This is a genomic window from Arthrobacter woluwensis (assembly GCF_030816155.1).
In the GTDB taxonomy this organism is placed as follows: domain Bacteria; phylum Actinomycetota; class Actinomycetes; order Actinomycetales; family Micrococcaceae; genus Arthrobacter_E; species Arthrobacter_E woluwensis_A.
On the sequence record NZ_JAUSXR010000001.1, the window covers coordinates 237,815 to 258,582 of the forward strand.

Annotated in this window: 20 protein-coding genes; 8 read left to right on the forward strand and 12 right to left on the reverse strand. The window is 68.6% G+C overall.

The genetic code is table 11. The features are described 5' to 3' along the window. Nucleotides 1-19: 19 nt before the first annotated feature. The 3 genes from QFZ52_RS01120 (at nucleotide 20) to QFZ52_RS01130 (ending at nucleotide 3,030) form a co-directional block, all read left to right on the forward strand. Nucleotides 20-922, forward strand: coding sequence for a carbohydrate ABC transporter permease (locus tag QFZ52_RS01120; RefSeq protein WP_373425691.1), 903 nt, complete (start codon nucleotides 20-22; stop codon nucleotides 920-922). After that, nucleotides 919-1,806, forward strand: coding sequence for a carbohydrate ABC transporter permease (locus QFZ52_RS01125; protein WP_307495794.1), 888 nt, complete (start codon nucleotides 919-921; stop codon nucleotides 1,804-1,806). The genes QFZ52_RS01120 and QFZ52_RS01125 overlap by 4 nt, the downstream gene beginning before the upstream one ends. 261 nt (nucleotides 1,807-2,067) lie before the next feature. Next, on the forward strand, nucleotides 2,068-3,030 hold the full coding sequence (locus QFZ52_RS01130) for a hypothetical protein (protein WP_307495795.1): 963 nt from the start codon (nucleotides 2,068-2,070) through the stop codon (nucleotides 3,028-3,030). Nucleotides 3,031-3,117: 87 nt separating this feature from the next. Here QFZ52_RS01130 and purL read toward each other — a convergent pair whose 3' ends face one another. From purL to purS, 3 genes are read right to left on the reverse strand one after another with little or no spacing between them, the layout of a single operon-like run. After that, nucleotides 3,118-5,427 (reverse strand): phosphoribosylformylglycinamidine synthase subunit PurL, encoded by a 2,310-nt coding sequence (gene purL / locus QFZ52_RS01135; protein ID WP_307495796.1) that lies wholly within the window; start codon nucleotides 5,425-5,427, stop codon nucleotides 3,118-3,120. Beyond that, nucleotides 5,427-6,185 (reverse strand): phosphoribosylformylglycinamidine synthase subunit PurQ, encoded by a 759-nt coding sequence (gene purQ, locus QFZ52_RS01140; RefSeq protein WP_307495797.1) that lies wholly within the window; start codon nucleotides 6,183-6,185, stop codon nucleotides 5,427-5,429. Before purQ ends, purL begins: the two co-directional genes overlap by 1 nt. A 2-nt stretch (nucleotides 6,186-6,187) precedes the next feature. Beyond that, the gene (purS, locus tag QFZ52_RS01145; protein ID WP_066214728.1) at nucleotides 6,188-6,439 is read right to left on the reverse strand and encodes a phosphoribosylformylglycinamidine synthase subunit PurS; all 252 of its coding nucleotides are present in this window, start codon (nucleotides 6,437-6,439) and stop codon (nucleotides 6,188-6,190) included. A 224-nt stretch (nucleotides 6,440-6,663) separates the two neighbouring features. Between purS and QFZ52_RS01150 the strand changes: the two genes are divergently transcribed. The 3 genes from QFZ52_RS01150 (at nucleotide 6,664) to QFZ52_RS01160 (ending at nucleotide 10,869) form a co-directional block, all read left to right on the forward strand. Then, on the forward strand, nucleotides 6,664-7,098 hold the full coding sequence (locus tag QFZ52_RS01150; RefSeq protein WP_307495798.1) for a YchJ family protein: 435 nt from the start codon (nucleotides 6,664-6,666) through the stop codon (nucleotides 7,096-7,098). A gap of 152 nt (nucleotides 7,099-7,250) precedes the next feature. Continuing rightward, complete coding sequence (locus tag QFZ52_RS01155) at nucleotides 7,251-7,544, forward strand: DUF1540 domain-containing protein (RefSeq protein ID WP_066215003.1); 294 nt, start codon at nucleotides 7,251-7,253, stop codon at nucleotides 7,542-7,544. Between the two features lie 175 nt (nucleotides 7,545-7,719). Beyond that, nucleotides 7,720-10,869, forward strand: a complete 3,150-nt coding sequence (locus tag QFZ52_RS01160) for a S8 family serine peptidase (protein WP_373425606.1) — start codon at nucleotides 7,720-7,722, stop codon at nucleotides 10,867-10,869. Nucleotides 10,870-11,004: 135 nt separating this feature from the next. On the opposite strand, the gene QFZ52_RS01165 is transcribed toward QFZ52_RS01160, so the two are convergent. The 5 genes from QFZ52_RS01165 to QFZ52_RS01185 form a co-directional block, all read right to left on the reverse strand. Next, a complete protein-coding gene (locus QFZ52_RS01165; RefSeq protein ID WP_307495801.1) occupies nucleotides 11,005-11,487 on the reverse strand; it encodes a GNAT family N-acetyltransferase in 483 nt (160 codons plus the stop codon). A gap of 81 nt (nucleotides 11,488-11,568) precedes the next feature. Then, a complete protein-coding gene (locus QFZ52_RS01170) occupies nucleotides 11,569-11,988 on the reverse strand; it encodes a serine protease inhibitor (RefSeq protein ID WP_307495802.1) in 420 nt (139 codons plus the stop codon). Next, nucleotides 11,985-12,899, reverse strand: coding sequence for a 3-methyladenine DNA glycosylase (locus QFZ52_RS01175; protein WP_307498618.1), 915 nt, complete (start codon nucleotides 12,897-12,899; stop codon nucleotides 11,985-11,987). The genes QFZ52_RS01170 and QFZ52_RS01175 overlap by 4 nt, the downstream gene beginning before the upstream one ends. A gap of 107 nt (nucleotides 12,900-13,006) precedes the next feature. Further along, nucleotides 13,007-13,582: a serine protease inhibitor gene (locus QFZ52_RS01180; RefSeq protein WP_307495803.1), complete on the reverse strand. Its 576-nt coding sequence runs from the start codon at nucleotides 13,580-13,582 to the stop codon at nucleotides 13,007-13,009. 56 nt (nucleotides 13,583-13,638) lie between these two features. Then, nucleotides 13,639-14,085 (reverse strand): MarR family winged helix-turn-helix transcriptional regulator, encoded by a 447-nt coding sequence (locus QFZ52_RS01185; protein ID WP_307495804.1) that lies wholly within the window; start codon nucleotides 14,083-14,085, stop codon nucleotides 13,639-13,641. A 124-nt stretch (nucleotides 14,086-14,209) separates the two neighbouring features. On the opposite strand from QFZ52_RS01185, the gene QFZ52_RS01190 reads away from it, so the two are divergent. Beyond that, nucleotides 14,210-14,434, forward strand: coding sequence for a hypothetical protein (locus tag QFZ52_RS01190; protein WP_066214742.1), 225 nt, complete (start codon nucleotides 14,210-14,212; stop codon nucleotides 14,432-14,434). Nucleotides 14,435-14,552: 118 nt separating this feature from the next. Next, the gene (locus QFZ52_RS01195; protein WP_307495805.1) at nucleotides 14,553-14,771 is read left to right on the forward strand and encodes a hypothetical protein; all 219 of its coding nucleotides are present in this window, start codon (nucleotides 14,553-14,555) and stop codon (nucleotides 14,769-14,771) included. A gap of 84 nt (nucleotides 14,772-14,855) precedes the next feature. Here QFZ52_RS01195 and QFZ52_RS01200 read toward each other — a convergent pair whose 3' ends face one another. The 4 genes from QFZ52_RS01200 to QFZ52_RS01215 all read right to left on the reverse strand — a co-directional run bounded on the left by QFZ52_RS01200 (nucleotide 14,856) and on the right by QFZ52_RS01215 (nucleotide 20,732). After that, nucleotides 14,856-16,223: an aspartate kinase gene (locus QFZ52_RS01200; protein ID WP_373425607.1), complete on the reverse strand. Its 1,368-nt coding sequence runs from the start codon at nucleotides 16,221-16,223 to the stop codon at nucleotides 14,856-14,858. A gap of 144 nt (nucleotides 16,224-16,367) precedes the next feature. Continuing rightward, on the reverse strand, nucleotides 16,368-16,994 hold the full coding sequence (locus QFZ52_RS01205; protein WP_307495806.1) for a GNAT family N-acetyltransferase: 627 nt from the start codon (nucleotides 16,992-16,994) through the stop codon (nucleotides 16,368-16,370). 107 nt (nucleotides 16,995-17,101) lie between these two features. After that, nucleotides 17,102-17,695: a recombination mediator RecR gene (gene recR / locus QFZ52_RS01210; RefSeq protein WP_066214750.1), complete on the reverse strand. Its 594-nt coding sequence runs from the start codon at nucleotides 17,693-17,695 to the stop codon at nucleotides 17,102-17,104. A 136-nt stretch (nucleotides 17,696-17,831) separates the two neighbouring features. Further along, nucleotides 17,832-20,732 carry a DNA polymerase III subunit gamma and tau gene (locus tag QFZ52_RS01215; RefSeq protein WP_307495807.1) on the reverse strand — a complete coding sequence of 967 codons (2,901 nt, stop codon included), beginning with the start codon at nucleotides 20,730-20,732 and terminating at the stop codon, nucleotides 17,832-17,834. Nucleotides 20,733-20,768 lie beyond the last annotated feature (36 nt).

Below are 20,768 nucleotides of genomic sequence, written 5' to 3' on the forward strand. Positions count from 1 at the left end.
CTGGGACAAGGTCAGCTTCATGCTGGTGTTCCTGGGCGTGCCCCTCGTGATCTACATCCTCTTCGTGGTGTGGCCCTTCATTCAAGCGTTCTACTACAGCCTGACGGACTGGACGGGGTTCTCCCCGAAGGCCAACTTCGTCGGCCTCGCGAACTACGTCAAGATCTTCCAGGACGATCTGTTCCTGAAGGCACTGGGTAACAACATCCTGCTGCTGATCGTGGTCCCTCTCGTGACGATCGTCCTCTCGCTGGCACTCGCCGTCGTCGTGACCGTCGGTGGCAGCAGCAAGGGCCAGGTCAAGGGCCTGAAGGGGTCCAGCTTCTACCGCGTGGTCTCCTTCTTCCCGTACACCATCCCCGCGATCGCCATCGGCATCATGTGGGGGCAGATCTATGACCCGAGCGGTGGCCTGCTGAACGGCCTGCTCCGCGCCATGGGGCTGCAGAACTTCAAAGACTTCGCCTGGCTGGGCAACTCGGACACCGCGATGTTCGCGTCCATGTTCGTGATCATCTGGGGCTTCGTCGGCTTCTACATGGTCCTGTTCATCGCCGGCATCAAGGGCATCCCCGCCGAACTGTTCGAGGCGGCGCGCATCGATGGCGCTGGGCGCTTCCGCACCGCGGTGAGCCTGACCATCCCGATGATCCGGGACAACGTCCAGACCGCGTACGTCTACCTGGGCATCCTCGCCCTCGACGCCTTCGTCTACATGGCTGCCCTTTTCCCGAACGCCGGTGGACCGGAGAACACCACGCTGGTCATGTCCCAGCAGCTGTTCTTCACCGCGTTCCAGCGTGGCCAGTTCGGCACCGCGACCGCCATGGGTGTGGTCATGGCCGTGGCGACGCTCATCTTCTCAGGACTCGTTTTCCTGGTGAACCGGCTCACCGGTGGTAAGGATCAGGAACTCGTATGAGCATTCTCAACAAGACGAGGGCTCCCGAAGGTCATGTGGAGCGCAGGGCCGAGTCGACGGTGAGCGACCGTGTGGTGGCCGGAAGCAGCCATGTGGTGCTGATCCTGTGGTCCGCCATCGTGGTCCTGCCCCTGCTCTGGACCTTCATGTCCTCCTTCAAATCCTCGGCGGAGATCTTCGCCTCTCCGTTCGCCCTGCCGAGCGTGTGGCACTTCGACAACTACACCCGGGCGTGGACCGAGGCGGGCATCGGCCAGGCCTTCGGCAACTCGCTGATCCTGGTGGGCGCGTCCCTGGTCCTCGTGATGCTGCTGGGCGCCATGTCGGCCTACGTCCTGGCCCGCTTCAGGTTCTGGGGCAACCGCTTCATCTACATCCTGCTGCTGGCAGGCAACACCTTCCCGGTCTTCCTGGCCATGGTGCCCCTGTTCAAGATGCTCGAGAACATGCACCTGCTGAACACCCTGTTCGGCCTGATCCTCACGTACGTGGGCTTCGCCCTGGCCTTCACCGTGTTCTTCCTGCACAGCTTCTTCAAGAACCTGCCGGGTGAGATCGCGGAAGCCGCCGCGATCGACGGTGCGGGCGAGTGGCGGACCTTCTTCCAGATCATGCTTCCGATGGCCAAGCCGGGCCTCGCGTCCGTGGCGATCTTCAACTTCCTGGGTCTGTGGAACCAGTTCCTCATCCCGGTGACGATCAACGCCGCCGGTCCGAAGGTGCTCTCGCAGTCCCTGGCGGCCTTCGCGCAGCAGATGGGATACGCCGTCGACTTCGGCGCACTGTTCGCCGCGGTCACCATCACGGTGATCCCGGTCCTGGTGGTCTACATCATCTTCCAGCGTCAGCTGCAGGGCTCGGTGTCGCAGGGCACGTCCCGCTAGACATCGAGCCCTGGCCCTGCACGACGGCCGGACTCTCCAAAGCCCCGAATCAAGGCCCCCGAACCGCACGACGGTCCGGGGGCCTTGCCGTACCCCCCACCCCACCCGTACCCCGCCTCGCCCCTCTCCTCCTTCCATCGACTGCTCCATAGGATGTCGTTTTCGAGGGAAATCGGGGCGGAATGACCTCCTATGGAGCAGTCGATAGGGGCTGTGGATAACCGGACGCATCATCAGCGGATTCGGTGTTTGATGTGGTTCATGACGATCAAGAGACCGCTGCCCGGGGCGGAGCTGACAGGTCCTTTTGGAACGCGGTCCGCCGCGAGTTCGGGCTACTCGACCCGGGTGCTCCGTCGTCTGGAAGCGCAGCGTCTCGGCAAGGGGGTCTGGTCGTGGTCCTTGGCGGAGGTCAATGGTGTTCCAGAAGGCCTGAGCGGCGCCGCCCTCGCGCAGTGGATCGCTCCGTTCCTCGAGACCAACCGCGGCGTGGCGGCCTCGCTCTGGACAGCTGCCAGGATCTGGGAACTGCCCGTGTGGGACCGGGGCGATCGACGGATCCACGTCCTCCGGCCCGACACCGCCGCCGACCTCGCACGGCCTTTCGTCGAAGCCCATCGGGCCAGGCTCCTTCCGGGGGAGGTGTGCTGGTTCGAGGGCGTTCCGGTCACCACCCCGGCCCGGACGTGGCTCGATCTCGCCGCCGTCGTGACGCTGGAGGACCTCGTGGTGGCGGGGGATGCCTGCATCCGGATCCCGCGGCCGGACTTCGAACCCCGGACCGAGCCGCACGCCACGCTCGAGCAGCTCAGCGGCGTCGTGCGGGGCCATCGGGGCAAGCGGGGGATCAGCTCCGCGCGGGCAGCCCTTGATCTGCTCAGGATGGGGGCTGACTCGCCCCAGGAGACGCTGCTGCGGTTGGCGTTCGAGCGGGCCGGGTTCCCGGAGCCGTCGGTGAATCCTCGGGTCACGGTGCCCGGGTCCGGGGACGAGTTCCAGCCGGATCTGGCCTTCACTGAGTACCGGGTCGGAGTGGAATACGACGGCGAGCACCACAGCGCGGTCGCGCAGGTGGGGCGGGACATCCGGAGAGCGGAGAAGTACGCGCGGACGGGATGGCTGGAAGTGAGGCTCTCGAAAGAGCACACGCTGGACGACCATCGGCTCGCGATCCGGAAGGTCCGTGACGCCCTGGTATCCCGTGGCTGGCGAAAGGCCGCTTAAACAACCATCGACTGCTCCATAGGATGCCGGAATCCGCCGGAAAGGGCGGAAAACGACATCCTATGGAGCAGTCGATGAGGGGAAGGGTCAGCCGAAGTACTTCGGCAGGGTCCCCTCGTGGGCTTCGCGGAGGGCGCCGAGCGGGAGGGAATCCACGCCGTTGATCTCCAGAGCGCCGGAGGCGGAGTCCACCACACCGATGCGGGCGTGGGCGAATCCGCGGGCCGTGCACATGTCGTTGAAGCGGACTTCCTCGCTCCGCGGCACGGACACGATGGCCCGGGCCTGGGACTCGGAGAACAGCAGCGTGAACAGGTCCACGCCATCGCGTTCCGCGACCTCATCGAGGCCGATCCGGGCGCCGACGTTGTAGCGCAGTGCCGACTCCACGAGAGCCGCGGCCAGGCCGCCCTCGGAGAGGTCGTGCGCGGCGTCGACCATGCCGTCACGGGAGGCGTTGATCAGGATCTCACCCAGCGTGCGCTCGGCGGCGAGGTCCACGCGAGGCGGCAGGCCGCCCAGGTGACCGCGCAGCTTCGACCACTCGGAGCCGTCCAGTTCGGCCGCCGTCGTGCCCAGGAGGTAGATGGCCTGGCCATCCTCACGCCAGCCGGACGGGGTGCGGCGCGCGACGTCGTCGAGCTTGCCGAGCACCGCGACCACGGGGGAGGGGTGGATCGGCGTGGTGCCGGTCTGGTTGTACAGGGAGACGTTGCCGCCCGTGACCGGGACACCCAGCTCCATGCAGGCGTCCGAGAGGCCCCGGATGGACTCGGCGAGCTGCCACATGACGTCCGGGTCCTCGGGGGAGCCGAAGTTCAGGCAGTCGGAGACCGCCATCGGCACGGCGCCGCCGGTGGCCACGTTGCGGTAGGCCTCGGCCAGCGCCAGCTGCGCGCCCTGGTACGGATCCAGGTAGGTGTAGCGGCCGTTGGCGTCGGTGGAGAGCGCCACGCCCAGACCGGTCTCCTCGTCCACGCGGACCACGCCGGCGTCGTCCGGGAAGGCCAGGGCGGTGTTGCCGCCCACGTAGCGGTCGTACTGCTTGGTGATCCAGGACTTGTCGCACATGTTCGGCGACGCGACCAGCTCGGTCACGGCGGCGGCGAGTTCGCCGGAGGTGGCGGGGCGGCCGGCGTCCTGCACCGAACCGGTGAAGGTGTCCGCCTGCAGGGCGTCCTGCCAGGACGGGCGGGCGTAGGGGCGGTCGTAGACGGGACCGTCGTGCGCGACCGTCTTCGGGTCCACGTCCACGATCACTTCGCCGTCCCAGGTGATGATGAGGCGGCCGGTGTCGGTGACCTCACCGAGCCAGGAGTACTCCACGGCCCACTTGTCCATGACGGCCTCGAACGCCTCGACGTTCTCCGGCGTCACGACGGCCATCATGCGCTCCTGGGACTCGGACATGAGGATCTCGCCCGGGGTCAGGGTGGGGTCGCGCAGCAGGACGCTGGTCAGCTCGACCTGCATGCCGCCGTCTCCATTGGAGGCCAGCTCCGAGGTGGCGCAGGAGATGCCCGCCGCGCCCAGGTCCTGGATGCCCTCCACGAGGGAGTGCTTGAACAGCTCGAGGCAGCACTCGATGAGCACCTTCTCGGCAAAGGGGTCACCCACCTGGACGGCGGGGCGCTTCGAGGGTTTGGTGTCGTCGAAGGACTCGGAGGCCAGCACGGAGGCGCCGCCGATGCCGTCGCCACCGGTGCGGGCGCCGAACAGCACGACCTTGTTGCCCTTGCCGGACGCGTTCGCCAGGCGGATGTCCTCGTGGCGCATGACGCCCACGGCGAGGGCGTTCACGAGCGGGTTGCCCTGGTAGACGGCGTCGAAGACCATCTCGCCGCCGATGTTCGGCAGGCCGAGCGAGTTGCCGTAACCGCCGATGCCGGCCACGGCGCCGTGCATGACGCGTGCGGTGTCCGGGTGGTCGATCTCGCCGAAGCGGAGCGGATCCATGACGGCGACGGGACGGGCGCCCATTGAGATGATGTCACGCACGATGCCGCCGATGCCGGTCGCGGCGCCCTGGTACGGCTCCACGAACGACGGCGAGTTGTGGGACTCGATCTTGAAGGTCACGGCCCAGCCGTCACCCAGGTTGGTGACGCCGGCGTTCTCGCCGATGCCCACCAGCATGTCCTTCTTCATCTCCTCCGTGACCTTCTGGCCGAACTGGCGCAGGTGGTTCTTGGAGGACTTGTAGGAGCAGTGCTCGCTCCACATGACGGAGTACATGGCCAGCTCGGCGCCGGTGGGGCGGCGGCCCAGGAGCTTGACGATCTCTTCGAACTCGTTCTGCTTCAGGCCCAGCTCGGCCCACGGCAGTTCGACCTCGGGGGTGCCCGCCGCGTTGGCGACGGTGTCGATGTTGAACTTGGCGGTGGTTTCCTGGGTCATCACTTTCCTCCCACGATCTGGGTCAGCACGGAGGTGAAGAAGCCGAGGCCGTCCACCGAGTGGCCGCCGTCCTGCTCCGGGCCGAAACCGGCCTCCACGGCGTGCTCCGGGTGCGGCATGAGGCCCACCACGTTGCCGGCGGCGTTGGAGATGCCGGCGATGTCACGGCGCGAGCCGTTCGGGTTGAAGCCGACGTAGCGGAACACCACGCGGCCCTCCGCCTCGAGCGCGTCGAGCGTCTTCTCGTCGGCGATGTACTGGCCGTCCTGGTTCTTCAGCGGGACCGTGATCTCCTGGCCCTGCGTGTAATCCGCGGTCCAGGCGGTGTTCGCGTTCTCCACGCGGAGCACCTGGTCACGGCAGATGAACTTCAGGTGGTCGTTCTTGATCATGGAGCCCGGCAGCAGGTGGGACTCGGTCAGGATCTGGAAGCCGTTGCAGATGCCGAGGACCGGCAGCTTGGCGTCCGAGTTCGCGGCGTCCACGATCTTGCCCATGAGGGGCGCGAAGCGGGCGATGGCGCCGGCGCGCAGGTAGTCGCCGTAGGAGAAGCCGCCGGGGATGACCACGGCGTCCACGTCCGCGAGCTCGGTGTCCGCGTGCCAGAGCGAAACGGCCTCGGCGCCGGCGAGGCGGACGGCACGGGCGGCGTCGCGGTCATCCAGCGTTCCGGGGAAGGTCACGACGCCGATCCGGGCGCCGGCGAGAGGGGCGATGGCCGCGGCCGCGGCCTCGCCGATCAGGGGGATCTCGGTCATGGTCAGGCCTCGACAACCTGGATGTTGACCACGTCTTCGATCACGGGGTTGGAGAGCAGGGTCTCGGCCGCGTCACGGGCCTTGGCCAGGATCTCGTCCGTCACCTCACCCTCGACTTCGAGCTCAAAGCGCTTCCCCTGGCGGACCGACACGAAATCGGTGAAGCCGAGGCGGGGCAGCGCGCCCACGATGGCCTTGCCCTGCGGGTCAAGGATTTCGGGCTTGGGCATGACGTCGACGACGATCCGGGGCATCCGGCAACTCCTGTGTGCGTGCGTGCGTTGAACCTGGGCCGGGTGTCGCCCCAGGCCAGGGCCGTCACGGAAGTGTTGCCGTCTCACGCGCTTCCCGTTTCCACGCAGGGACTCCCGGAAGGAGTGGAGGGGCGGGGAAAACGGTGGCAGCGACGCTCCGCGAGCTTGCACCTCCCATTCTACCGGGTGCGCCCGGGCCTCCGCGCCGTGTTTAGGCTATGTGGATGAACGCCCGGAAGAGCCCCGCACCTGGTCCCTGCCCCTGCCTGAGCGGGGAGTCCTACGGCGCCTGCTGCGGGCGCTTCCATGCGGGTGAGGGCCGGCCCGCCACGGCCGAGGCACTCATGCGGAGCCGGTACAGCGCCTTCGCCGTGCTGGACGAGGACTACCTGCTCGCCACCTGGCATCCGGACACCCGTCCGCGGGACCTGGAGCTGGACGAGGACATCCGCTGGCTCAGGCTCGACATCACCGCCACCACGGCGGGAGGCCCCTTCGACACCGAAGGGACCGTCACCTTCCGTGCGCACTACCGCGCCCCGGCCGACGACGGCGGTGCGGGGGCGCCGTCGTCGCGCACCGTGCGGGGAGTGCAGGAAGAGGTCAGCCGCTTCGTGCGGGAGGGCGGGCGCTGGTACTACGTCGACGCAGCTGGATGAGGGTTGACGCTGCCGAATGAGCGCGCTCTGAGGCTGACCTGGGCGTATTAGCGAAAACACACATACGCATTTCCGCCGGGTCAAACCGCTGCGGACGGTCGTACCGTTGAAGAAGCGGGGACCCCCGCCGCGAGAAACCAGCAGGAGGAATGATGAGCACTCACGTCACCGAAGTGTCCGCTTGCAGTGTGGATGCCTGTTCGTTCAACCACGACGGTTGCACGGCGTACGGCATCACGATCGGCGGCAGCGACCACCACGCCCAGTGCGCCACCTTCATCGACACGAGTTCCCTCGGCGGCCTGCCCAAGGTGCTGGCCCACGTCGGCGCCTGCCAGCGCAGCGAGTGCCGGCACAACGACCACCTCATGTGCGGCGCTCATGATGTGAAGATCGGCCCCGGCGCCGAGCGTGCGGACTGCCTCACGTATGACCCGGCCGGCTGACAGCGCAGCCGATAACGCAACTGATAACAAACTGTGAAATAACCCTGTCACAACTGGGTGCTGCTCCATTAGGGTAAGAGTCAACCTGAGTGTGAGCCGCGTAACAACGCGGCCGATCGGGCATGACCCCTCCGGTCAAGGGACTGGAGGACCTTCGTGAAAGGTTCACGCACCCATGAGAAGAACAGGGAAGGGCCTCCTGCGCGGCAGGGCGCTCACCAAGGCCCTCGCGGCCGGCGTCAGTATCCCCGTGCTCCTGAGCACGGCCGTCATGACGCCCGCCCAGGCCGCACCCACCGTGGTGCCCGGGCAGAGCAGCATCCAGCAGTTCCAGGCAGGACGCTACATCGTGGTCCTCGCCGAGAAGCCCGCCGCGAGCTACGACGGCGGGACCCCGGGTCTCGCTGCCACCAAGCCGGAGGCGGGCCGGAAGCTCGACGCCGGAAACCAGAACGTCCAGCGGTACCGCCAGCACCTCCAGTCGGTCCAGAAGCAGGTGGCCGGTCAGGAGGGCGTGGCCATCAAGCGCAGCTTCTCCACGGCCCTGAACGCGTTCTCCGCCCAGCTCAGCGCCGAGCAGGCGAGCAAGCTCGCGAAGGACCCCAAGGTCCTGGCCGTGGCCCCGGACCGCCAGTACGCTCCGGACTACTCCAGCACGGACTACCTCAAGCTCCCCGGCAAGACCGGCCTCTGGCAGCAGCAGCTCGGCGGCGTGAACAATGCCGGCAAGGGCGTGGTGGTCGGCGTGATCGACTCGGGCTACACCCCGTCGAGCCCGTTCTTCGCCGGTGACGAGGTTAAGCCCCTTCAGGGCGCCCCGAAGGTCGGTGTCCCGTACCGCAATGAGGACGGCAAGATCGCCATGCTCAAGTCGGACGGCGACACCTTCGTGGGTGACTGCCAGGCAGGCGATGGCTTCGAAGGGTCCGAGTGCAACTCCAAGGTGCTCTCCGCCCGGTACTTCGCCGATGACTTCCTGAACACCGTCCCGCCGGAGCACCGCGCGCCGGAGGAGCTGATCTCCCCGGTCGACGTCGGAAGCCACGGCACGCACACCGCGAGCACCGCGGCCGGCAACGCCAACGTCCGCGCCAATCTGGGCGACCGGGACATGGGCATCACGAGCGGCGTCGCCCCGGCGGCCAAGCTCTCCATCTACAAGGTCTGCTGGGAGGACGACGACCCGGACACCGGCGGCTGCTACTCCTCCGCTTCGGTGGCGGCCATCGACCAGGCGATCCTGGACGGCGTGGACGTCCTGAACTACTCCATCTCCGGCAGTGCCACGAGCACCACCGACCCGGTCTCCCTGGCCTTCCTCTCGGCCGTCTCGGCGGGCATCTTCGTCTCGGTCTCGGCCGGCAACAGCGGTCCGACCGCGAGCACCGTCAACCACGGCGCTCCGTGGCTGACCACCGTGGCCGCCAGCTCGTTCACGAGCGAACTGCAGGGCACGGTCGAGTTCGAGGACGGCAGCAAGTTCCGCGGCGCCAGCCTCATGGCCACCGAGGTCCCGTACAGCAACCTGGTCCTTTCCGGGAACGCCGCGTCCGGCACCGGCAACGCGAACCTCTGCGCACCCGACAGCCTCGACCCTGCCAAGGTGAGCGGCAAGATCGTGGTGTGTGACCGTGGCGTGGTGGATCGCGTCGCCAAGAGCGCCGAGGTCAAGCGTGCCGGCGGCGTCGGCATGGTCCTGGTGAACCTGAGCGCCTCCAGCGAGGACGTGGACATGCACGCCGTGCCCACCGTCCACGTCAACCCTCCGGCGACCCAGCAGATCAAGGACAAGGTCACCGCGAACCCGGCCATCAAGGCCCGCCTGGTCAACCATGACACCACCGGCCTCCCGGTGGAGCCCCAGCCTCAGGTCGCAGGGTTCTCCTCCCGCGGTCCTCTGCTGGCCTCCGGTTCCGATCTGCTGAAGCCGGATGTCGCCGCCCCCGGCGTCGCCGTCCTCGCCGGTGTCTCCCCGATCGCGGAGCACGGCGCGCTGTTCGGCATGATGTCCGGCACCTCCATGGCCTCTCCGCACATCGCGGGCTTCGGCGCCCTGGCTCTCTCCAAGAACCCGAAGTGGTCGCCCGCCACCATCAAGTCGGCGCTCATGACCACCGCGACGGATCTGAAGAAGGCCGACGGCAGCAAGGACACGGATCTCTTCGCCACGGGCGCGGGTCAGGTGAACCCCGGTGGGTTCCTGAACCCGGGCCTCGTGTACGACGCCGGTCAGGACGACTACCTGCGCTACATCCAGGGCCTGGGCTTCGATCTGGGCATCCCGGGTCTCGGCGCCACCAAGACCCGTGACATGAACGTCCCGTCCTTCGCCCTCGGCAACCTGACGGGCCGCATCGAGGTCACCCGCACGCTCACCGCGCTGACCCCCGGCCTGTACCGCGCCGTGGTCAACGTCCCGGGCGTGAACGTCAAGGTCACCCCGTCGGTGCTGAACTTCAACGCCGCCGGGCAGAAGAAGACCTTCAAGGTCAGCTTCGAGAACGCTGGGGCCCCGCTGGGCCAGTTCGCCATGGGTCAGCTGAGCTGGCAGGGTCTGGGCAAGAGCGTCACCTCGCCGATCGCGGTCCGTCCGCAGTCGGCCGTGGCGGCCACCAACCTGTCTTTCACCACCGCCAAGGGCACGGACAAGGCCACCTTCCCGGTGACCTCCGGCAGTGACCGTCCCACCAAGCTGACGCTGGACGGCCTCTCCAAGGCGGACGCCACGCAGATCCAGCTGGTGCCCGGCCCGGCAGGCGACACGGCGGACGCCTCCAACGCGTCCAAGACCGTGACGGTTCCGGCCGGCACGCCGTTCGCCCGCTTCGCGGTGGTGTCCTCGCAGGACAACGCCGACTTCGACCTCGTGGTCCTGGGCCCGAACGGCAAGGTCTACACGGCGGCCACGGCTTCCGCGAGCGAGTCGGTCTCCCTGAGCAACCCCGCGCCGGGCCAGTACACGCTGCTGGCCAACCTCTACGCGAGCCCGGGCAACCAGTCCGTCAAGGCGAGCCTGGAGGCCTCGGTGCTCGGAGCCTCTGTGGGCAACGCCACGGTGACGCCGAACCCGCTCGTGCTGAAGAACGGCAAGACGGCGGACGTCACGCTCGCCTGGAAGGGCCTGACCCCGGGCTCCTACATCGGGCGCGTCAGCTACGCCGGGTCCTCGGTGCAGACGTTCGTCAACGTCGTGGTGACCGGCGCCGGAACCTCGGTGGCGGCCCCCGCTGCGGAGAGCCCGGATGCCGGAGTTCGCGCCAAGGCGGAGCAGGAACTGCAGAAGCGTCCCGACCTGAATCAGGAGGACGCTCCGGCGGCCGGTTGATCCGGAACGCTGAGTGACCCGGAAGGGCCGGTGGGACCTGATCCCGCCGGCCCTTCCGGCGTTTCCAGAGGGACTGGCGCGCGAGTCACAGGGACCGTCGCGATGAGCAGGGTCCCCGCCGTCAGGTTCCCGCTGTCAGAGTTCCTTGAAGTAGACGGCGACGGGGATCGCGGTGCAGCCCAGTTCCTCGTACAGCGCGCGGGCCGGTGCGTGGAATCCGTCTCCGCCCGTGGAGATCTCCACGATCCGGGCTCCCGACCGCCGCATCCGATCCAGTGCCTGCTCGCACAGATCTCGCGCGATCCCCCGTCCGCGGTGTTCGGCGTCGACGGCCAGGAGGGTGATCTCGCCGTGGCCGCGCACGGGGTCCGTGTGCCAGGCGATGTATCCGAGCGGGATGCCGTCTTCTTCGGCCACGAGAAAACCCTCGCCCGGTGCCGGGTCGAGGAGGGACTGGAGCTCTTGCCGGTAGTCGCTCCGCCAGGAACCGTGCTGCACGGCGTAGACGGTTTCGCCCAGGAGCGGGCGGAAGGATTGCTCATAAAACGGTTCGAAGACCCTCAGGGTGAGGTCGACCAGGGGACTGAGATCACGAGGGGTGGAGTTGCGGAAATGCACGGGAGGCCTTTCGCCGAGGCCCGGAGGCCGGTGAACACAGGACGCGAACGAACCCCGGGACCGGACGGCGGCGACCGGGGTTCAGACCTCGCGGTTCCTTCCCGCTGCGAAGCACTCCATGGCTCGAATCCTACGCTCCCTGGCGCCGCTCAGACCTCGGAGCCGCCCAGCAGCGGCGCCAGCGCATCCCAGCGGGGCGGTCTCCCGGGAATCGGAGCGGCTGAACCGGCGGTCCACCGATCGGCCATCCAGCATGCCCGTGACGTGCGCTCGCTGTTCCCCGCCGAAGACCGGCCGGGCCTCGGAGACGGCCGCCCCCCTGCGCGGCAGGGCGGGCAGGAGCAGCCGCGCGCCGTGCCGCACGACGGCGTCGTACGCGGCGGCCGGATCCGGCACCGTCGAGGCGGGGCCGGGGCCTTCCGGCCCGCCGACCAGACGGAAGGTCACCTCGGGCGCTCCGGGGGCGGGTGTGAGAGAGACGGTCAGGTCCATGGAGGTCATCGCGTCTCCTGAGGGGTGGGTGGGACGGTGCGGTCCAGCAGTTCCAGGAAGCGGGCGCGCAACTCCTGCGTCTCCTCGGCGAAGCCCCGTTGCCGGGCGACGTACTCGGCTTTGCCGTCGGGGGTTTCGATCCGGATGGGGTCGTAGCCCCAGGCGGCGAGGTCATACGGGGAGGCCTGCATGTCCATGGCGCGGATCCGGTAGGAGAGTTCGAAGCAGTCCATGAGGAACTCGCTCGGCAGCAGGGGCGCGAGTTTGTACGCCCACTTGTAGACGTCCATATTGGCGTGCAGGCAGCCGGGCTGTTCCAGATCGCGCTGGGTCTCCCGGGTGGGCTGGAGTTCGTTCAGAGGGGTGGCATCCGGGGTGTAGAAGCGGAAGGCGTCGAAGTGGCTGCACCGGATGCGATGGCCTTCGACCACCTGATCCGTCGCCTCGCCGCCAAGCCGGAGCGCGAGGTACTCGTGGCGCAGTTCGAACTTCTCTTGCCGGTACACCATGGCCCATTCGTGGAGTCCGAAACAGCCGAATTGCGCCGGACGGGCCAGCGTGCCACCCAGGATGATGCGGGCGAAGTCGACGGCCTCACGCCGGTCCGCCAGGAATCCCTCGACGTCCACGGTGACCGCGGTAGTGTCGGGCGCCAGGCCAAGGGCGACGAGCTCTTCAGAGGTCAGGGCCCGGTAGTGCTTCCAGGCCTGGCGCTCACGGGCTTCCGGGCCGAGCAGGATCGTCCCGGCGCCAGGATGCCAACGGCGCAGCTGCCCCGGCTTATGGGTGTAGTAGGTGAAGAGGAAGTCCTCCACGGGGTGCTTGCGGCCGGTGTGGCGCCGTTCCAGGAAGGGGACCGCGTATCGGTCCACGCGGGCGGCATGAGCCTCGGCGCGGGGGAGCCACTCGTCCTCGGTCAGGACGTGATCGGTGGCAGGGGTGGTGGCGGACACGCCTCCATTATCCCGCGTCGCCGCGCGGGGTGCGGGACAGGGAACGGTCCGTCGTTGTTGGGGCGCCGTGAACCTCAGACGTTCGCCCCGGCTTCGCCCAGCAGGGGCCCGAGGGCGGTCCACTGACTGATCTTGCAACCGTCGGTCCTGGTCAGGGAGAGGTCAACGGTCTTGCCGCGGATGGTGCCCTTGATGGTGGCCGTCGCGGGACCGCCGTACTGCTCGGTGCAGGCCTGGGCCGTGTTCTTCGCCGTGGGGAACAGATATGCCGGATGGGCTTCGACCAGGGCGCACGCTTCGTCCGCGATCGGGACCGTGGCCTCCGGCTTCGCGGTCTTGCCCGTGCACAGCAGTCTGGTCTCGGTGGGCTTGGCTCCGGGCTTGGCCAGGACCGTGATGGTCAGATCGGCCGTGGCGGAGGCGTCGGGTGCCGGGTGGTCGTTGGTGGCCGGAGGTGTGGTGGGAAGCTTGCTCGGCGACGGACTCGACGAGGCGCTCGCGGATCCGGTGGCGCCCGGCGTCGTGGTGTCCGGGGAGGGCGTGGCGGACGGAGTGCACGCGGACAGTGCGATCAGGGAGGCGACGGCGGTCAGGCCCAGCAGTCCGGTCCGCAGGCCGGGAAGAGTCCTGAACGGGATGTGCTGGGCCATGGCGTCTCCTTGCTCCGGATCGATGATCCCAGTGTAGGCGCGCACGGCCCGGCGGGTCAGTCCTCCGCGGTGGCCGCTTCGATGAGGTTGTGCATGGCCTTGTTCAGGACCATGACCTCCTCGCGGCTGAGCTTGAGCCGGCGCATCATGGCGGGTGGGACCGCGCGGGCCTTCTCCTTGAGGGCCAGGCCCTCAGTGGTCAGTTCGACGTCGAGCGCGCGGGCATCCTGGGCGTTCGGCGTGCGCCGGACGTAACCCATGTCCTCCAGCCGCCGCAGCAGAGGTGAGATGGTGGCGGGCTCGTGCAGCAGCTGGGCGCTGACCTCTTTGACGCTCAGGGGATTGTGGTCCCAGAGGGCCAGCATCACCAGGTACTGAGGGTGGGTCAGGCCGAGCGGTTCCAGCACGGGGCGGTACGCCTGGACGACCGTCCGAGAGGCGACCGTGAGTGCGAAACACAGCTGGTTCTCGAGCGAGAGATCTGTGTCTGCATTGGAATCCACGGGTCCATCCTATCGTCCGAGCTGTCAAGACCCTGTCGAGAGAGCCAAGAAGCGAGATTAGTTAGTGTACTAAATAATTTGCTATGCTGAGGGGGTCGAGGATGCCCTGCACCGAGGGAGAGAGATGAGCGACCAGACCTTCACCCAGCGCTTCATGCGGGCCACCGGGAAATTCCGGGCGGTCTTCGGACCGGCGAACCGCAGTGCGCTGGATCATGAGATGACCGAGGAGAACAAGGTCCTCCTCGCTCAGCGCCAGGCTGAGACGCTGCAGTGGGAGACGATGACCCGGCCCGACGGCAGCACGTACGTCGTCTCGCGGAATCCGGACGACCACTCGCTCCGCTGAGCCTCCGGGCTTCCAGGATTTCCTGATCGACCGGCTCTTTTCCCCCGCCGCGGACTTAAACTCGTCTTAAGCGCTCCGGGTGGAGAGGCCGCCCGGCGTGAGCAGGGAGGTGGCACGCATGACCACGATGACCGACAAATTCATGCACCTGACCGAGAACGCCGCGAAGCTCTTCGGACCGGCGGCGCGCGGTGACGCGACGGCCCCGGTGGTCCACCGGCACGACGACCTCGAGAAGGCCTCGGAAGAGGACCTCAGCCACTTCGAGATCGAGACCGACTCGCAGGGCCACCATTACGCCACGCGCACGGCGGGCCCGCAGGAGCCCCACCGCTGAGGTGAGGCGGCAGGCACTTAAACAACACGACGACGGCGGTTCCCCGCCGTCGTCGTCTGCGTTGTGAGGCCGGTGCCTCCGCCGTCAGCGGCCGGTGCCGCCGTACACGGTGGCGGTGGCGTCGCCGTCCAGTTCGAACGCCTTGTGGATCGCGCGCACGGCGTCATCCAGCAGGTCCGCGCGGGTGACCACGGAGATGCGGATCTCCGAGGTGGAGATCATGTCGATGTTGATCCCGGCGTCGGAGAGGGCCTTGAAGAACGTGGCCGAGACGCCCGGGTGGGAGCGCATGCCGGCGCCGATGAGCGACAGCTTGCCGATCTCGGCGTTGTAGTCGATGCTCTCGAAACCGATCTCCGGCTGGGCCGCGCGGAGGGCCTCGAGCGCGTCGGCGCCCTCGACGATCGGCAGGGTGAAGGAGATGTCCGTGTGGCCGGTGCCCTTGGTGGACACGTTCTGCACGATCATGTCGATGTTCGAGTGCGCCTTGGCGATGACCTGGAAGATCGCGGCGGCCTTGCCGGGGATGTCCGGGACGCCCACCACGGTGACCTTGGCTTCGGAACGGTCGTGTGCGACGCCGGAGATGATTGGCTGCTCCAAGGCAACTCCCTCTTTGATGGTGATCTTGTCATCGGGGCTGGGCAGGACCCAGGTGCCCTCGTGCTGGCTGAAGGATGAGCGGACGTGCAGCGGCACGCCGAAGCGCCGGGCGTACTCGACGCAGCGCAGGTGGAGGATCTTCGCGCCGGATGCGGCGAGCTCCAGCATCTCCTCGCTCGAGATCGTGGCGATCTTCTGGGCGGAGCCGACCACGCGGGGGTCCGCCGTGAAAACGCCGTCCACATCTGTGTAGATCTCGCAGACGTCGGCGTCCAGGGCTGCGGCGAGGGCGACGGCCGTGGTGTCCGAGCCGCCGCGGCCGAGCGTCGTGACTTCCTTGGTGTCCTGGCTCATGCCCTGGAACCCGGCGACGATCGCGATGTGGCCCTTGTCCAGGGCGGTGCGGACCCGGTGCGGGTCGACGTCGATGATGCGGGCCTTGCCGTGGATCGCGTCCGTCAGCATGCCGGCCTGGGAGCCGGTGAAGGACTGCGCGACGGCGCCCTGCTTGTTGATGGCCATGGAGAGCAGGGCCATGGAGATGCGTTCGCCGGCGGAGAGGAGCATGTCCATCTCGCGGGCCGGGGCGCCGTCCGTGACCTGCGCGGCGAGATCCAGCAGCTCATCCGTGGTGTCACCCATGGCGGAGACCACCACGACGACGTCGTTGCCTGCGTTCCGGGCGGCCGCCACACGAGCGGCCACGCGCTTGATGCCGTCCGCGTCGGCCACGGAGGAACCACCGAACTTCTGGACGATGAGCTGCTTGGCTTTGCCGGTGGCGGGCGTGGCGGCCCCGGGCTCGGTGGTCAGTTCCGCTGCGGGCAGCTCACTGGTGGGCAGACTCATGCATGGACCCTTACTGGTCGGGCGCCGGGCGGCGCCAGGTTCTGGGGGTGGCGGACCTCTGCGTCCGTGACGTGCGGCCCGGGCAGGGCACAGGCCGCGTGCAGCCATTTTATCGCCGTCGTCTCGCAGTGCGGAAAATGTGACTCACATGCTGGACCGCTGCGACGCCGGGTCCGGGCGGTCGAGGCGGAAGCGGATGGACGGCAGGCCCTTGCCGCTCTGGTCCTGCTCGGCGGTGAACCAGAGGTCCGGGGTGAACCCGAGACCTCGCAACAGTGCCTGCGATGCGACGTTCGGTTCGAAGACGCCGGCGAACGCGGTCCGGATGTCCCGCTGGGTGAAGAGCCACTCGACGAGGGCCCGGGCGGCCTCGCTGCCGTACCCTCGCCGGTGGAACGCCGGATCGAGCACGTACCCGAACGCCGCCTGACCGGGTTCGAGGGGCCCGGGTTCCGGAGGATTCCTGGTGGTCCACGTGCTGGCCTCCCCGATCACCTGACCGGAATCCTGCAACTGGATGGCCCAGGCGTGCCTGAAGACGGTGGCGGTGGACGAGGCCGCACGCGCCTGATCGGAGGCGATCCGCTCGCGCACCTGTGTGGGGTCCAGCGCCTCGTGCGACAGGTACCGTGTGGTCTCCTCGCTGCCGCGGATTCTGTCCAGGGCCGGAGCATCGGTGAGCTCGGTGGGGCGGAGCACGAGCCGGTCGGTGGTGATGGGCGTGATCGGTGGCGGGAGCTGGACGCTTGGAGCGGACCCGGAGATGACCATGAGGCCAATCTAGTACGGACGTCGGCCGACCCTCCGCCGAGGAGCCCGGCCGAGCCGTGGTGGACTCAGCGCGGTGGACTCAGCGCGGTGGACTCAGCGCGGTGGGCTCAGACCGCGAGGCGTCCGGCGAAGGCCCGTCCGAGGGTGGCTTCGTCCGCGTACTCCAGGTCGCCGCCGACCGGGAGGCCCGAGGCCAGCCGGCTGACGTTGACGCCGATGGGCTTCAGGGTGCGGATGAGGTAGGTGGCCGTGGCCTCACCCTCCACATTGGGGTCCGTGGCGATGATGATCTCCTGGACCGTGTCGTCGGAGAGGCGGGTGAGGAGTTCCCGGACGCGCAGCTTCTCCGGTCCGATGCCGTCGATCGGGCTGATCGCGCCGCCGAGCACGTGGTACCGGCCGCGGAAACTCCGGGTCCGCTCCACGGCCATGACGTCCTTGGACTCCTCCACGACGCAGATGATGCTCGCGTCCCGGCGCGGGTCACGGCAGATGCTGCACGTGTCCTGCTCGGAGACGTTGCCGCAGATCGTGCAGAACTTCACCCGCGTCTTCACCGCGGTGATCGCCTCGGACAGCTTGCGCATGTCCTCCGCGTCCGCCTCGAGGATGTGGAAGGCAAGCCGCTGCGCGGACTTGGGGCCGATCCCCGGCAGGCGTCCGAGCTCGTCGATCAGCTCTTGAACAGCGCCCTCGTACACGGCGTCCTCTTTTCCTACAGGTCAATTCTTGCTACGGGTCAGCTCTTGCTACGGGTCGGTTCTTGTGACGGTCCAGCCCTGGCTGCGGGCCGGTCGTTCGTGCGGTTCAGCGTGTGCGACGGCGCCTTCCCGGCGCTCAGCGCCGGATGATCGGGGTGCCGTCCAGGGTGGTCTCCTCGATAAGGGTCCCGTCCAGCAGACGTTCCACGGCCGCACGCCCGAAGGTGCTTGATTCTTCGATGGTCTCATCATCGGCGCTGATTTCGTCCACCGCATACCCCGCCACGCTGCCGTCCGGGTTCAGCTCCTGCGGAGGGGCGGCCCGACGGGCCTCCTCGCGGGCACGCTGCGCCTGCGGGCTGTTGGAGAGCCGCTGGTAGAGACTCTGGCTGCCGTCGCGAGAATCGTTCCCGGCGCCCGGCTCACCGGGGGCGGACGCTTCCGTGGGGCGCGACGCCGGGGCGACGGCGGGGGCGGACGCCGCGGTTGCTGGGCCGGCGGCGTCCATCCGCTCAGGAGTGGTCACCGGTTCGGCGGGGAGACCCCACGGGTCACCGGCGGGAGCCTCAGCGGCTGCCGGAGCCGGGCCGGAGCCGGACAGGTCCTCGTCGGCAAGGTCCTCGTCCTCGAACTCGGGTTCCTGGAATCCTTGGCCGGGGATGGCCGTGGACGCGGCGGAACCGCCGTTGCCGGTGCTCACATTGCTCTCGGTCCCGACCGTCCAGCGGCCGGGGGAGACCTCACGGGCCCGCGACCACGGGTCGTCCTGGAGCACGGCCGAAGGGCCTCCGGATGCGGCCGGCTCAGCCGTGGGTGCAGCTGCGGCGGTTGCGGCCGCCGTCGCTGGCCGCGCCGCCTGACGTGCTGCGGGGGTCGCCGGCGTGGCGGGAGCCGACGGGCGACCCCAGTCGGAGGGACCGTCGTCGTACGGCGGTTCGTCATCCAGCGGCGGCTCGTCCTCGTCGCGCGGCTGATCCAGCGGGTGGAAATCCCCGGAGGGAACGGTCCGCTGAGGCGCTGTCCTGCCGGAGCCGCTAGCCGGGGGGATGTTCTCCTGGCTAGCCGGTGCTTTTGGGCTGTCGCCCCAGCCCGGGGGTTCCTCCGCCGTGGCGGGACCGGCTGCGGGCGACGGCATCGAGGGCTCTTCGGGTGCACTCGGCCGGCTCGTCTGGAACGACGGCGGGGGTGCGGCCGCGTCTCCGGCGACGGCCTCGACGCGGCAGTCCAGGCCCAGGACCTCCTTGACCGCGGTCTGAAGGTGCGTCTTGTGGTCACCGCGGCCGAACGCCCCGGCCAGGCCAGGGGTGGAGAACGACAGGATCACCGCGTCGCCGTCCAGACGGGCCACGGTGGCATTGGGGGCCACGAGCGCCCAGGTGCTGCGCTTGATCTTGCCCAGACGGTCCAGGATCTGCGGCCAGGCGCGGCGCAGCGCCTCGACGTCCCCACCGCCTTGAGGCGCGGGCGCGGCCTGCTGCTGGGGCGCCGGGGGAGGGGTCTGAGCGGGCGCGGACGGCGCTGCAGTGGACTGGGCTGCTGCGACCGACGACGGCGCGGCCTCGCGGGCGCGGGACACCGGTTCCGCAGGGGGAGCCGCAGCCGGGGTCGGCGCGGGAGCGGCGTCGGCAGGGCGTTCACGGGCCGGCGGTGTGGACGCCTGCTGAACCGGGAGGTCCGGGGCGTTCGTGGTCTCCGCAGCACTCGCGGGTTCGACCACGGGGGCGGCAGCAGGGGCAGCTGCGGGCCGCTGGGAGGCCGGTGCGGCGTCGTCGTTCCGGGGGACCGCCGGCGCGCTGGCCGGAGTCGGCGCCGGGGCGGAAACTTGAGCGGGGGCCGGTGCTGGGGTTTGAGTCTGCGCCGGAGCCCCGCCCAGGGCGAGACGGCGTTCCAGGGCATCCAGTCGGGCCGCAGCGCCGCGCTCGGTGCTGTCCGATGCCGGGAGCATCAGACGGGCGCAGAGCAGTTCGAGGTGCAGACGCGGCGAGGTGGCGCCGGTCATCTCGGAGAGCGCGGCGTTCGTGACGTCCGCCGACCGGGACAGTTCCGCGGGGCCGAGCGTGACGGCCTGCTGCCGCATCCGGGCGATCTGGTCCTGGGGCATGCCGCGCAGGATCGTGGCGGCGCTGTCCGGCATGGCCTGCACGATGATCAGATCCCGGAAACGCTCCAGGAGATCCTCGACGAAACGGCGCGGATCGTGACCGGTCTGCAGGACCCGGTCCACGGCGCGGAACACCGTGGCGGAGTCATGGGCGGCGACCGCGTCCACCACGTCATCCAGGAGCGAGGCGTGCGTGTAGCCCAGGAGGGAGACGGCCAGTTCGTAGTCGAGGCCCTGCGGACCGGCGCCGGCCATGAGCTGATCCAGCACGGAGAGCGAGTCACGCACGGAACCGCCGCCCGCGCGGATGACGAGCGACAGCACGCCCGGCGCCACCGGGACGTTCTCCTGCTCGCAGAGCTGCTCCAGGTACGCCAGGAGCGGCTCCGGGGGGACCAGGCGGAAGGGGTAATGATGGGTCCGTGAGCGGATGGTGCCGATCACCTTGTCCGGCTCCGTGGTGGCGAAGATGAACTTGATGTGCTCCGGCGGCTCCTCCACGATCTTCAGCAGGGCGTTGAAGCCCGCCGACGTGACCATGTGGGCCTCATCGATGATGAAGATCTTGTAGCGGTCCCGGGCGGGAGCGAAGGTGGCGCGTTCGCGCAGATCACGTGCGTCGTCGACGCCGCCGTGGCTGGCCGCGTCGATCTCGATGACGTCCAGCGAACCGGCTCCGCCACGGGCGAGCTCCACGCAGCTGGGGCAGACGCCGCACGGGGTGTCGGTGGGGCCCTGCTCGCAGTTCAGGCAACGGGCCAGGATGCGGGCCGAGGTGGTCTTGCCGCAGCCGCGCGGGCCGGAGAAGAGGTAGGCGTGATTGACGCGGTTCTTCTTCAGGGCTGTCATCAGGGGGACCGTGACATGCTCCTGGCCGATCACGTCCGCGAAGGTGTCGGGGCGGTATCTGCGGTAGAGAGCGCTGGCTTGGGTCACAGGGAAACCCTATCAATCGAGGCTGACAGGAGAAGC